Raw genomic sequence first — 13,527 nt, forward strand, 5'->3', positions numbered from 1 at the left:
GAGCGCCCGGTTGCGAGGTTAAGAGAGATGCGATGGAGAGGATTTAGGCGGGGGCGTCTTCGGCGCTCGGGCTCTCTTCTTCCGCCTCGCTCGACAGACGAATAAGGTGGCGCGCTTCGGGGTCGGTCCACATCACAACAAAGCCCGGGATGATGATCGCCAGGAATTGAAGCACGTGCACGGTGGCCGCAAAAACAGCGACCTTTGCGCCAACCTCGGCCACGTCAATCGCCAAAAATAGCGCGATGCCGCGGGCCATAAAGAACTCGAAATTGCCGGCCATTCCGGGGCCGGCCGGGATCATAATCCCAATGACCAGAATCGGCAGCACCGTGGTCATCTGCCACAGCGAGAGCTCCAGGCCAAAGCCCATGCTCGCGAAAACCCACATCGACGCGATATTAGTGAACCAATAGAGCGCAGTGATTCCGATAAATCGCCCGAGATAATCGGCCTTAAGGAGCCCTCGAAAGCCCTCGATAAAATCGTCCAGAAGTCCCAAAAGTTTCGCGGTGATCCCCGCCGAAACCAGGCTCCCGATGCGGCGAAGATTCGTGATCATCCACTCTTTTCGCCAAAAGGTGAGGATGCAGACGAGCAAGGCGGGGACGAAGATTAGGGCTGAAATAATGCCGGTATAGGTCGCAAACGCGGTCTCGTGCGAGCCGTCATAGAAGGCCAATGTCACGAAGAGCAAGCCGGTGATCAGCAGACCGTCAATCACGCGCTCCACGACCGTGGTGCCGAGCACCGCGCTCAACGACAGATCGGTGCGCCGCGACAATAGATAGGGGCGCACCAACTCGCCCAGGCGCAGCGGCAGCAACAAAATTGCGGTAAACCCCACGGCGCAAACCCGATGAATCGTCATCGGGGGAATCGACTCGTCGAGCGGTCGCACCAAAAAGGACCAGCGATAGACCCGCGCCCAATGGGAGACGGAGTAGATCGCCAAAAAGACGCCGGCCCACAGGCCAAGATGGCCAAGGTCGGCGCCCTTTAGATAGGCACTAATATGATCGAGGGGTAGCGAGCGACTGGCGAGCCACAAGAAGAAGCCGCCGATGATATTGGCGATGATAAAATAGACTGCAAAACGGCGCATAAAGAGTCGATCTATAGAACAGACAATCAGTCACCGAAATCGCGGTTGAGCTTGTCTTTGAGGTCATCAAGGTCGCGGTCGAGTTCCATCTTCCGGAACCGGTCCTCGACCTCCCGGGGGTCGCGGCGATCGCTGGAGCCATCGCCTAATAATGCGCGCGGCTCGGACGCGGAGCGCGACGAACCCGAACCAGATGAGCCCTGGGCGGCGCGCTTGAGCTTGCTCTTCTGGTTTCGCACATCGTCGAGGTCGCGCTGAAGCGAATGTACGTCGGAGACGAATCCCGCGAGCATGTCGCGCGCCTCCTCGGCGAGGTCGGTTTCCTTCCATTCGATGGCGAGCTCCAGGCGATTCTCCCAGCGCTTGCGCTGCTTCTCCGCCTCGCCGAGGCGCCGCTCAAAGTCGCGCTCCATCAGGATCAACTCGGCGAGTTGGTCCTTGGCTTCGGCCACTGAAATGCCGGTGAAGCTGCGTTTTCGCGCGGGCGGCTCCGCATCGCGAATGCTACCGGACGCGTCGTCCTGCGCAGTGCCGGCATGCGCGGGCGAGGAGGACTCTGTCGAGGTGCTCCGCCCGTTGCCGATCGTCTCAAACGGTCCGCTTGAGGCAGGCTCTTGGCGCGCGGAATCGGCATCAGCGCCTCCCACTTTCGCCGCCTTCTTTGCGGCATCCGGGGTCGGCTCGTGAAGCCAGGCGTCGGCGTTCTCAAGCGCAATCATCAGGGCCGCGGCCGTCTGAGCGCTACCGTCTTGCTGGCCAACCGAAACCGCAGCCTCGGTCGCGCTGCTCAGCGTCTGGGGCTCAAGCATGCGCTCAATTTCGCTGCTGAGCCGAAGGACATCGAGCACATAACGCGCTGCGCCCGCCTCACTCAAGAACTCCGCCTGCGCCGCACCGCTGTCTTCGCCGCCGACAAATAAGATCGGTCGGCCCAGGGCGAGCGTCTCGGCCACATAGGGGTCGGAAGGCGGCGCCATCACGAGGTCACTCGCCGCGACAAAGCGCTGCAAATCCGACACTTTACCAAACATGCCGGCCGCAAATGCGTGCTGGTCTGCCGCGCGCCGAAGCGCCGCAGCGCAGGCGCCGTCGCCATTATGGTGGAAGATAAAGCGCACCGCCCCTTCGACCATCTTCGCCTGAAAGACGATCTTCTCGACCATCTGCAGCGGGAAGGAGTCCGCGCGCACCAGCACGACCTGCTCGTCTCCGAACCCAAGGTCTTTGCGGGCTTTAGCGCGGTCAATATCTTCGGCGAACCCGGCCTCAATTGCCGGAGACGCCACCAACACGCGCTCGCCGAGCAGACCGTTGGCGACCAGGCGCCCGCGATGCTCTTCGGTCGGAACCACGAACGCCTGCAAGGAGCTGTTAATCCAATCGGTCGACAGATTATAATCGGGTAAGATGCCAACCTGCAGCGTGCTGATGCCCGAGAGGGATTCAAGCAGTCCAAGCGCGCGCGCGTAGCGCGGGTTGGTTACGGCGAGAATATCCGGACGGGCACGACGCACCGCGCCGAGGAAGTCTTCCTCAAGCCCGCGCCCCTGAAACGCCACGCGCAGCCCGCGCAACACGCGCTCGGCGCCGCCGGCGAATGCGTCGCGGGCGACCGAGCCGATGACATCGCTCAAGGTCACGATCTGGGTGTCCACGCCGTCGGCGCGCAGCCGCTCGGCCACGGCCTCGAAGGCGGACTCCCGCGTGGAGCGGTTCACCATAATCCAAACAGTCGTCGAGGCTTCCTTCGCGTCGTTTTGCTGCGAGTCTTCCACAAATTCATCCATCAGAGTGCTCCTTATTAGAGTCGAGCCATAGATGCTGATTCGCCGGAATAAAGCATTTCTATCTTCGCGGGCGCCGCGTTAAATCTCGTAGAAATTATCGAGAAATTTGGCGATCTGAGACACATCCATCGAGCGGCAAAAATAACCATTGATGCCGTTATTAATGCAATATTGCTGCAATGCTTCGGCCTTCATATCACTGAAGATCACAATCACCAGGTCCTCATAATCCGCGGAGCCATGCAGGTCGCGCAGCAGCTCATCCATATTGAGCCGCGGCATCTGCATATCCACCAGCAGGATTTCGGGTTGCTCATAGTCGATCTTCGAGAGCACCCCATGCGGCGAGGAGAGCGTCACGACCTGATAGCCCCCTTCGGTGAGGTACTCTTCGACTTCCATTACCTCGAGAATATTATCATCGAGGATCATTATTTTGCGCGTGGGCTCCATCCGCGTGCCTCCTTGAGCACTACTGCGAAATCTACTGCGTATTAGACGAAGTTACGATAGGCGCGAAACGCCGTCGGCGTCAATTCAACAAACGGCCAGATTTCCAAGACCTCGCCCGGTAGCGCCAAGAAATTTAATCAAAAAAAAGTCCCCGATGACATGAGGTCATCGGGGACTTTTATAAAGCCTTATAAATCAATAAGGCGGCGACCGGATTTGAACCGGTGATCAAGGCTTTGCAGGCCCTTGCCTTACCACTTGGCTACGCCGCCAGCGGGCGCTTTGATTAGCACGCAGATTCAGCGTGTGTCAACTCATTTTTATGTTTTTGTGCGCAGATTTCGTTTTAACCCAATCGCGATTCAGGCTTGAGATTGCCCGAGAAATCAACCATCTAAAAACACCCCAGAAATTACCCATATATATCATAACCTTAGCCGGGACACCTGAAAGTCGCGCCCCGAAAAACAAACGCTTCGGACCGCTCACAAAACTACGCGCCCACGATGAATCAGGTGCAAAAGCTGGATCTTCGAAAGGCGACAATAGGATATCCACGCCGCCCGCGAAGATTGCGATGGCCGCGCCCGCGAAAACTCGAACCTACACAGAGCCCCCCAAACCGGCTACAACAATCCCGGGAACTGGAGCATTAATCAGGAGTCGCACTTGTTCGAAACACTATTCTTCTTCGTGTTGATCGCCGCGGGCGTTCTGGGTTGGCTGGCTTATCAGGGACGCCAGAATGCGGCGCATCTGCGTGCGTTGAGTCGTCAGAAGTTCGATGAACTCAGCGGTGAGCATGACAAATATGTGGGTCGGTTGCGGCGCAAGCTGGTGGACGCGAATACATTCGGGCACCTGGACTTTGCCGCGGATCTTTTGCCGGTGCTCGACGCTCTGGATATGGCGGCGGCGTCGGCGGAGCAGGCCGGCGCAGGCGGGGTCGATGATGCGCTGCGCGACGGGCTAAAGCTGGTCCGCCAGGAGTTCGACACCGTGCTGAAGCAACACGGGATTGTGCGCTGTGCGCCAGAGGCCGGAACCGCGTTTGACCCCAATCTTCACGAGGCGGTGGCGGTCGTAGCCCAAGAAAACGAAGAGGCCCAGCGCGTCGCGCCGGGCCATATCGTCGAGTGCCTTCGCCCGGGTTATGGGCATAAGGACCGCGTGTTACGCGCGGCGGCGGTGTCCGTCGCCGCGCCCGAGAATCACTCGAAATAAAAGCGCGCGATCAGCGCGAAGTTCGGGATATCAAAGCGCACCGAAACCCGGTCACCGTAATTCGCGTCGCGCACCAGAATCATCATACTGGGGGTCATCTCCAAGAAAAGCTCAAACGGCGCGTTGTTGAACTCAATGCCCACGCCAATTGGCATTCTCGGGCCGAAGCCGAAGTCATAATAGCCGTAGTCACCACAGCGGAAGCGGTCGCTATAACGACAGTCGCGATAGTCGCGGGTGTCGAAGAGCAGCCCGAGACCTGGCCCTGCATAGAACGGAACCGTGATCGAACCGTTCTCTACGAAGGTCCACAGGTCGAAGAGATAGTCGCCGCCCAGAAATAGGGAGTTGCCCCAATAGGAACGCCCATAGCTATGGAAGAGCCCCAGGTGGACATCGATAGCTTCGCTGTCACTAACATGATATTTGCCGGTGAAACTGGTCGGGTTGCCAAGGGCGAGTCCGACGCCAAGGGTGCGCCCCATCGGCCCGCCGGCCTGGGCGTAATTCGACATTCCCAGCACCAGGGTCAACGCCGCCAGGGCCATCACGCGCCGGGCAACCACCACCAAATTAATGCGACCCTTAAGATTGAACAGATAATCTTTCATAACAACGCTCCAAAGAGGTTAGCTCAAACTCGTATTATTAGGCGTGAACGATAAATCAATTATCGGGTGCACTTCTATAGCGGAAGCAACAAGGAGCGCAACCAAAGCGATCGCCGCCGGGACGGTTTCGGCGGAATTTTGTCTTATAAAGTGACGCGTCTCTTCTTTTGGCGTAGCGTGCCTACCCTTATGGAACCGGGTTGCGTGTACAAATCTGAGTTCTTAGAATCTCGCCTCTATGATGGGCGCGGCCGCTCCAATACACGCACCAATTTTTTGAATTATTATTGATGAAATTATCGACCTTCCATCCGGCGCTCTGGGCGCTCCTCGCCATCGCGATTTCGACGAGCGGCTGCGCAAGCAGCGACTCGGCACGCGATAAGGGCGCGGTGATGAGTCCGGGGCAAACCACCTTCCGGGTGAAGTCCTTCGAGATAAAGGGGACCGAGAAATTCGACGCCGACACCATCAAAAAGGGACTGGCGACTCAGAAAGATCCCGGGTGGCGCGCGTCGATCCCCTGGATGCCCATCCTGGGCGCGGAGCACTCCTACTATAATCAGATCGACTGGCGCCGCGACGTCGAGCGCATCAAGACCTTTTATAGCATGCGCGGCTATTTCAACGCGCGCATCGTCAATAAGAGCATCTCGCAATCCGCCAAAAATGAGGAAGTTCGCATCAGCATCACGATCGCGGAGGGCACTCCGACGCGGGTCACGGAGCTCAATGTAGAGGGGCTTGAAGCGCTTGAGCCGGGCATCTCAGAAGAGGTGCTGCGCGACCTGCAGCTCAAGGTCGGCGAGGTGTTCACTCAGGAAAAATATATCGAGATGCGCAACACCCTGGTCAGCCGGCTGAAGCTGCGAAGCTTCGCCTATGCGCGCATCAGCGGGCGCGTGGTCATCGACCCGCAAACCCAGTCGGCCAAGGTTCAGTACTTCCTGGACCCCGGCCCGCAGGCGGTCTTCGGCGAAGTGCATATTATCGGCAACGATGAGATCGACACCCGCTTTATCCGCGAAGCCCTGGCCATCAAGCAGGGAGTGGATTATTCAGCGCGCGAGCTCGACCGCGCCCAGGCCGATATCTACGATATGGGCGTCTTTAGCCTGGTCAGCGTGCTGCCCGCCCACGAAGCATCCGACGAGCTGCTCAGAGAAGCCGGAATCAGCAAAGAAGAGGTCGCGCTGGAGCGCGAAGACGCCGCCGACTCCGACAGCGAACCCGGCGCCGACGGCTCCGGCTCGAACGCCGATATCTATGTCGACGAGGAAGAAGACGACGAGGACGACGACGAAGACATGGGCATGATGGGGATCTCCGGACTCCTCGCCGCGGCCCAGGAACAAGCCGAGTCGCGCACCGAACTGTCGCGCGATGTGCCGATCATCGTGCGCGTCAAAGAGGCGCGCCTCTGGAATGTGGAGGTCGGCGCCGGTGTATCGGTCGGGACCAACCGCTCCGATATTCACGGGCTGGCCAACTGGTCGAGCCAGAATTTCTTGGGTGGCCTGCGCCGGCTCGAGCATTTCAACACCGCCGGTTATGCGTGGGCCTCCAACGACTCCAGCTTTAGCCTGTCCAACCCATTCTCGCTCGGCGGCACCTCCGACGCCTCGAACGAGGGGGTCTTCCTGGAGAGTCGCCTCGAATTTCGCCAGCCGCAATTCTTTGAGCGCCTGACCACCTTAAAGTCCTCGCTAAGCCTGAAGCGTAAGGTCGAAGTCGGCTATACGGTGTGGAACCCCCAATTCACCGTCGGCGTGGAGCGGCGCTTTTTTCGCCATCTCAACCTCGAGCTGAACTACCAGCTCTCCTATTTTAAATATGCCGACGTCGGCGAGTCCTTGCTCACGACCCCGGAGCTCGGGCAGGGATTTGAGCCGAGTTATTTGCTCGAGAGCCTGGAGCAGCGCGCGACGCTCGACCTTCGCGATGACCCGTTTAACCCGACCGCGGGCTTTCTGACCGCCCTCTCGCTGCAAGAGGCGGGCTCGTTTTTGGCCGGCGGTGAATTTGATTTCTTAAAAGTATCGTGGAGCAACCAGGCCTACGTGCCGTTCCACCTGCTCACGAAATGGGTGCTCGCCGGGCGTTTTCGGGCCGGGGCCATCTATAATACCGAGCCGACACGACGGGACTCCTCCGGCAACCTGCGCGCGCGCTCGGTGCCCATCGAGAACCGATTCTACGCCGGCGGCGCCGCAAGCCTTCGCGGCCTGGGGCGCAATAACCTCTCGTATTTCCGAGTCGCCGCCTTTAACCCGACCATCCCCGGTGATATCCGCGCGGTCGAGGTGATCCCGATCGGCGGCATGACGGTCTTCGAGGCATCGATTGAACCACGCTTTGAGCTGGCCGAGAGCCTCTTCGGGCTCGGCGACCTGTGGGGCGTCCTCTTTTATGACGTCGCCACCGTGCTGAACCAACAATTTTATTTCGACACCAAGGCCAACGCCACCATCGAAGAAGGGACGGCGACTTTCGAGAGCGTGGCCGCCAGCCTCATCAACGGCGCTGGCGCGGGGCTGTTTTGGTTGACCCCCGTTGGCCCGGTGCGCGCCGACTTCGCGGTCACCCTCAACGACCTGCAAAATGACCCGCGCTTTCGCATCTGCGGGGACTTCGCCCGGGTGCGCGAGAACGTCAGCCAATCGGGGCGCAGTGATTGCGAGTATCTACCGGCCTCACGCGACCCGATCGTCCAGCAACTTAACCTCGATTATAGCTTCTTTATCGGCATCGGACATTCGTTTTAAGGCATCGTATCACGCTGAGAACGCTCGACTTTTTGATTTTGTGAATCCGCCAAAAGGCAACCGACGACTATGAGCACCACGCTCAAAACCTGGATAAAACGCGGCGCGAAGACGCTCGGGGTGCTATTGCTTCTCGTGCTGGTCATCGCGGCGGGCGCCCTGCTCTATCTGGAGACTCGGCCGGGCAAGCGGTTCCTAAAGAACCAAATCCTCGGCGCGGCCGGCGGCGCCCTCGCCGGCTCGCTTGAGCTCGGGCGCATCGAGGGCAACCTGCTCGGCGGCGTCGAGCTTTACGAAATCGTGGTGCGCGACGCGCGCGGAAATATCGTCGCGATGATCCCCTCCGCCACCGCCGAATACTCGCTGACACAATTCGTGCGGGGCGAACTTAAGCTCGATGAAATCCACGTCGAGGAGCCGCTGATTATCGCGCATGTCTACCCGGACGGCGTGCTCAACCTGACCCAGATCGCCAAACCCAGCGAGGAAGCCAGCGAGCCCTCGACGCTTTTTATCAGCCTGGTGCGCGCAAAAGTTACCGACGCCACGCTCCTCTATTACGACCAAAAAGCGGGCGGCGAAGACGAGGCGTCCGCCAAGAGCGCGCCCTCGGATTGGTTCAAGAACCTCAATAAGAAAGGCGAAGCAGAAGCAAGCCCCGCGTTTTCGGAGCTTATCGAATTGACCACGCACCTGCCCGCTCCGCTGCTCGGCGAGCCCGCCGCGAACGCGTCGCTCACGATGGTGGCCTTGTCGAAGCTTGGGCTCGACGCCAAATTCAATATGTACCCGGGCGGCCAGATGAGCGGGACGCTCGCCGCGCTCGACGCTGAGTTTTCGAGCAACGCGACCAAGGGCGCCCAGCCGCTGTCCCTAAAGAATATTGCGTTCCTCCAATCCGCCACGCGCCTGGAGGCCTCGCTTGAGCGGCTGAGCCTCGGTGACCTGGCGACGATCGATAAGGTCTCCGCCGGCATCGACTTTGACACGGAGCCCGACGCCCTGGGCAATCCCGTCGTCACCGCCCCCAGCAAATTCATCGCCGAGGTCGGCGCGCTGCGCGTCGAGGACGGATTGCTGCGCATCTTCGCCCCGGACGCCCCGGTCCTCGGCGAGCTCCACGCCTCCGTCACGATCGGCGGCGAGCTTGAGGAGATGAAGGTGCTGGCCCGCGCGGGGTGCGGCGATGATCGCGGGAACACGGCCCTTACGCTGGGCGGGAGCCTCTCCTTTCCCGAAAATATGCCCGCAGGGCTTGGCTATAATGTCGCGCTATTAATCAATGATCTCAACGCCTTGGACTGCGTAAAGCTCGACCAGGCGCGCACGAATATCTCGGGCGCCGTGCTGGCCAGCGGTCGCGGCGTCGACCCCGCCCAATTGCGCGCGAACGCGGCGATCGCGCTGAGCGACTCGACCGTCGGTGACTATAAAATCAGCACGCTCTACCTGTCAGCGGATGCCGCAGACGCCAAGTTTGCGCTCACGCCGCTGGTGGCCGTCACTCCCTATGGGCGGGTGGAAGCGAGCGGAAATTTCGACCTGAACCGCGGCGATTACCAGGTGCAGCTCGACGCCGACGCGAACCCCGAGGTGCGGGAATTGCTCAAGAACGCGAGCAACGCCGCGATGCAGACCGAATTCGCGCGCGTAAACCTCAAAAGCAAAGGCACGCTGGACCTCGACGCACCTTCGCCGGTCGGCAAGATCGCCAGCGCTGACCTGCAGGCGAAATGGCAAATCAAGGGCGCCAATGTCGAGGCATATAAAGTTCGGTCCACCCGCGGCGAGCTCGATATCGGGATTAAACCCGGGGCCAAAAATAACACGCGCGACCTCAATTTCCGCGCCGACCTCGACGCGATCGGCCTCGACACGCCGCCTGCCAAAGCTCAATTTATTGGAGCCAAAGCAAACGGCAGCGGCACGATTTCGCTGCCGGTCGACGATATCCTCGCCGCCCTGGAGAACCTATCGAGCACTTGGGAGCTTCGCACCCGCGACCTGCGCGCCGATGGCATCCGCGTCTCAAGCGCCGACATCACCGCGAAGGCCTCGCGAAGCCGCGCCGGTGCGCCCTTCGCCTGGAGCGCCGACGGCACCATCAACGGCGCGCGATTCCAGGATAACCGCTTAAAATCCGCTAACTTAGACCTGCGCGGAACCCTCGACCTTGAACAGCAGACAAAGGACGGCGCGACGTCGATCGCCCCCGGGAACCTCACCGCGGCCGGCAGGGTTTCGGCCAGAGGCATCTCGGCCGGATCCAACTCGGTCGAGTCCGCCAAGGTCGATCTCAACGTGCGCGGTCGCCTCCCGAATATTTCGGGGCGCGTCGATGTCGACGCGCAGGGAATCCGCGCGGGTGCCGAGGAGATTGAGAACCTCGACGCCGCGATTTCTCTAAGCCCGGGGCGTCAATTCGAGGTCCACGCCAACGCGACCCGCGTGATCCCCGAGGAAGATCCGCTCTCCGGCGCCGAGCTCAACGAGGGCGAAACGCCCGCGCCACGGCGCATGCAACAGCTCAACGTCGACGCGCGCGGCAAGGTCAGCAGCGACTTCCAAAAATTCGACTTCGACCAGCTCGAGCTGGGCTCGCCCGAGATGAGCTTCTCGGCGCCGCCCGGCGCGAGCGTCAACCTGCGCGGCGGCGGGGTGCGCCTGAGCGAGATGACCCTGCAAAGCGGCGAGACCTCGATCAGCGCGCGCGGGCAATTTCGAACCCGTGGCCGCGAGGATTTCCATCTTGAACTCACCAAGGTCGAGCTCGGCGAGCTGCGCGAGAAATTCGAATTACAGAGCATGACCCCGCCGGTGCGCGGCGAAATCAACGGCAGCCTCGACCTGGTCGGGACCGCCCGCGAGCCGATTATCACCGTCGACCTGACCCTTCGGGATGTCTATTACGAGGGCTACGGCCCCTTCGATCTCGACCTCAAAGGCCATTACGAGAAGCGCCGCCTGCACATCGACACCTTCGAATTGAGCGCGTACTCGATGCCGGTGCTGAGCGCCTCCGGCGAGATGCCGCTCGACCTGAATTTGAGCGGCAAAATTCGCGTGCCCCTTGACCAACCGGTGAAGATGCATGTGACCATTCCGGAGTTCCACGCCGAGAATTTCTACAGCGCCCTGCCCTTGCTCGAAGACAATAAGGTACAAGGCAGCATCGGGGCCGACATTAACCTGCGCGGGACGGTCGAAAACCCAAATATCAACCTCATCGTCGACGTCGTCGACGCCGGGTTCTCCGGCGAGGTGGGCAATGATGACGTCGAGATCGACCGCATCTCAACGCAGCTTCGCGGCACCTACCGCCCGCCGTCGGTGGGCCGGGGCGGCATCTCGATGGACTATGAGCTGAGCTGGCGCGGCAAGCAAATCATCGCGGCCTACCTCTCCTCGCCGGTGCCGATCGCCCAGTGGGTGCGCCAGACATTGGACGAAAACGCGCCGCCGATTGACTTCAGCAAGGCGCTCGACAATGTCCCGCTGGAGCTGGCCCTGAAGATCGCCGGCCTCAACCTGAACGAGGTGCCCATTGAGACCTTCGCCCAGGCCGACGCAGCCGGCACCGTCACGGTGGGCCTCAACGCGATCGGAACATTCTCCGATCCGCGCGCCAATTTCAGCGTGCGCCTCGACGGCCTCGGCTGGGACCAATACCGCGACATCGACGTGCTCGGCGAGATGTCCCTGCGCGACCAGGTGCTGCGGGTGGACCAATTTAGGGTCGACTGGACCGACGATCCCATCCTGAGCGCCGAGGGCGAGATCCCGGTGCCGACCGAGATGCTCCTCGGCCAGCAATCGCTGGCGGATCTGCCCATCAAATTCAAGACCCAGCTCAATGAGTTCGCGCTCAAGCGATTGAGCGTCATTGACTACGAATTCGCTAAATATAAGGGCGTCCTCGCCGCGTATTTCCAGGTCGACGGGACGCTGAGCCGCCCGACCTTCCAGGGGCGCGCGGGGCTCTTCAACACCAAGCTCGCCGGCGGGCAATTGGGCACGGTCGCCTTCGAATTCCAAGGCGGCGACGACCGCATCCAGGTCGACGGCTCGGTGTGTCGCAACCAGGACACCATGCTGGACTTGCAGGCGGACCTGCCGATCACCACCGATATCCTGCAATTGGTCGCGGGCAAAAACCTGCTGGCTGAGGGTGAAATCAGCGGCAGCATCACCAGCCAAAAGATTCGCCTGAGTGAAATCTTCCCCGAAGAGTTGGTGTCAAATTATATCACCGACCCCAAGGGAACCCTGGCCATGGACCTGTCGCTGAGCGGGGATTGGAAGCTGCCCAAAGTCCTGGGGAGCGTCAATGTGCACGACGCCGCGGTGACGCTTTCGTATTTCGGGCGCCGATTTACCGGCATCAACCTCGACGTCACCGCCACCAATAACCAGGTGTTGCTGCGCGAGCTGCGCGTCAACGAAGAAGACTCGTTTATCGCGGCTAAGGGCGACGTCCAATTCATCGGGATCAAGCCCACGACCGTCAAAGCTGAGTTCGAATCCAAGGAGTTTAATATCGGCGGATTCGTCCCGAATTTTAACGCCTTTATCACCTCCAACGCCGACATCAGCGGCGACCTGAGCACGCAGCCCCAGCGCCTGCACGTGGACTTCACCAAGCTCAACGTGACGATGCCGGAGTCCCAGGGCGGCGACCTCTACCCGACCGAGCTCGACGACGAGCTCATCGTGCTGTCTCGCCAGCGCAGCGAGGGCGACATGATGAATATCGACAAGCTGCTGGCCACCACGGGCCAAGATGCGGCCAAGCGCACCCGCACCAAGATCCGCGTCACCGCCGGGCGTAATAGCTGGCTGCACCACCCCATCGTCGACGTCAACTTCAAGGCCGACGTCACCGCGACCCTGGGCGGCCCGGCGATCGAGATGACCGGCTCGGTCGGCACCATCCGCGGCACGGCCGAGATGATCGGCAAGCAATTCGACATCCCCGAGCAGGAGAACGCCGTGCGCTTCACCGGCGACTCCCCGCCCGACCCCGCGCTCGACGTGCGCGCGCTGCATATCTTGGACCGCGAGATCACCGCCGAGATCGGCGAGCCCTCCGACGGCGAGCCACGCATCATCATCCGCGTGCGCGGGCGCGCCACCGAGCCGTCGCTGATCCTCGAGAGTGACCCGCCCCTGAGCGAGACCGAGATCCTCTACGTCCTGATGACCGGCCGCGCCCCGAGCCAGGCCGGCGCCGGCGAGGAGTCCCGCGTCTCCAGCCTCGCGCTGAGCGCCGCCTCCGGCATCTTCGCCGGCATGCTCCAAGAGCGACTCTCCGGCACGCTCCCGCTCGACGTCGTGCGCCTGCAGCCCGGCGAGGACGGCTTCAACGACCTGCGCGTGCAGATCGGCAAATACGTCACCGACGACATCTTCGTGTCCTATGTGCTGCGCCTGGGCGCCGACGAGGGCGAAGGCATGAACGTCATCAAGCTCGACTACCGCTTCTTGCCGGCCTGGAAGCTCGGCTTCCAACTGAGCAACCAGCTCAACGGGGAGCTGAATGTGTTCTGGGATATTTATTGAGCCGCAATATATGACGCAAAGTG

The 13,527-nt window shown here is 60.9% G+C and carries 7 protein-coding genes and 1 tRNA gene; 3 read left to right on the forward strand and 5 right to left on the reverse strand.

What is annotated here, in order from left to right:
- Positions 1 to 43: 43 nt before the first annotated feature.
- The 4 genes from DN745_RS12600 to DN745_RS12615 all read right to left on the reverse strand — a co-directional run bounded on the left by DN745_RS12600 (position 44) and on the right by DN745_RS12615 (position 3,617).
- Complete coding sequence (locus DN745_RS12600; protein ID WP_111335331.1) at positions 44 to 1,105, reverse strand: lysylphosphatidylglycerol synthase transmembrane domain-containing protein; 1,062 nt, start codon at positions 1,103 to 1,105, stop codon at positions 44 to 46.
- 26 nt (positions 1,106 to 1,131) lie between these two features.
- A complete protein-coding gene (locus tag DN745_RS12605) occupies positions 1,132 to 2,892 on the reverse strand; it encodes a hypothetical protein (RefSeq protein WP_111335333.1) in 1,761 nt (586 codons plus the stop codon).
- A 78-nt stretch (positions 2,893 to 2,970) separates the two neighbouring features.
- Positions 2,971 to 3,345 (reverse strand): response regulator, encoded by a 375-nt coding sequence (locus tag DN745_RS12610; protein WP_111335334.1) that lies wholly within the window; start codon positions 3,343 to 3,345, stop codon positions 2,971 to 2,973.
- A 201-nt stretch (positions 3,346 to 3,546) separates the two neighbouring features.
- Positions 3,547 to 3,617: transfer RNA gene (locus tag DN745_RS12615), tRNA-Cys, on the reverse strand.
- A 397-nt stretch (positions 3,618 to 4,014) separates the two neighbouring features.
- On the opposite strand from DN745_RS12615, the gene DN745_RS12620 reads away from it, so the two are divergent.
- The gene (locus tag DN745_RS12620; protein ID WP_162687647.1) at positions 4,015 to 4,569 is read left to right on the forward strand and encodes a nucleotide exchange factor GrpE; all 555 of its coding nucleotides are present in this window, start codon (positions 4,015 to 4,017) and stop codon (positions 4,567 to 4,569) included.
- Here DN745_RS12620 and DN745_RS12625 read toward each other — a convergent pair.
- Positions 4,557 to 5,180, reverse strand: a complete 624-nt coding sequence (locus tag DN745_RS12625) for a hypothetical protein (RefSeq protein WP_111335338.1) — start codon at positions 5,178 to 5,180, stop codon at positions 4,557 to 4,559. The two genes, DN745_RS12620 and DN745_RS12625, sit on opposite strands and share 13 nt — an antisense overlap.
- A 290-nt stretch (positions 5,181 to 5,470) precedes the next feature.
- On the opposite strand from DN745_RS12625, the gene DN745_RS12635 reads away from it, so the two are divergent.
- Both DN745_RS12635 and DN745_RS12640 read left to right on the forward strand, forming a co-directional pair.
- Complete coding sequence (locus tag DN745_RS12635; RefSeq protein WP_111335341.1) at positions 5,471 to 7,945, forward strand: BamA/OMP85 family outer membrane protein; 2,475 nt, start codon at positions 5,471 to 5,473, stop codon at positions 7,943 to 7,945.
- 69 nt (positions 7,946 to 8,014) lie between these two features.
- Positions 8,015 to 13,504: a translocation/assembly module TamB domain-containing protein gene (locus DN745_RS12640; RefSeq protein ID WP_111335343.1), complete on the forward strand. Its 5,490-nt coding sequence runs from the start codon at positions 8,015 to 8,017 to the stop codon at positions 13,502 to 13,504.
- The last annotated feature ends 23 nt before the right edge of the window (positions 13,505 to 13,527 follow it).

The sequence above is a fragment of the Bradymonas sediminis genome (assembly GCF_003258315.1).
GTDB classification, from domain to species: Bacteria; Myxococcota_A; Bradymonadia; order Bradymonadales; family Bradymonadaceae; genus Bradymonas; species Bradymonas sediminis.

Excerpts from the sequence above, each read along its gene's own strand:
- DN745_RS12600 (WP_111335331.1), bottom strand. The coding sequence starts at position 1,105 with ATGCGCCGTTTTGCAGTCTATTTTATCATCGCCAATATCATCGGCGGC.
- DN745_RS12605 (WP_111335333.1), bottom strand. The coding sequence starts at position 2,892 with ATGGATGAATTTGTGGAAGACTCGCAGCAAAACGACGCGAAGGAAGCC.
- DN745_RS12610 (WP_111335334.1), bottom strand. The coding sequence starts at position 3,345 with ATGGAGCCCACGCGCAAAATAATGATCCTCGATGATAATATTCTCGAG.
- DN745_RS12625 (WP_111335338.1), bottom strand. The coding sequence starts at position 5,180 with ATGAAAGATTATCTGTTCAATCTTAAGGGTCGCATTAATTTGGTGGTG.
- DN745_RS12635 (WP_111335341.1), top strand. The coding sequence starts at position 5,471 with ATGAAATTATCGACCTTCCATCCGGCGCTCTGGGCGCTCCTCGCCATC.
- DN745_RS12640 (WP_111335343.1), top strand. The coding sequence starts at position 8,015 with ATGAGCACCACGCTCAAAACCTGGATAAAACGCGGCGCGAAGACGCTC.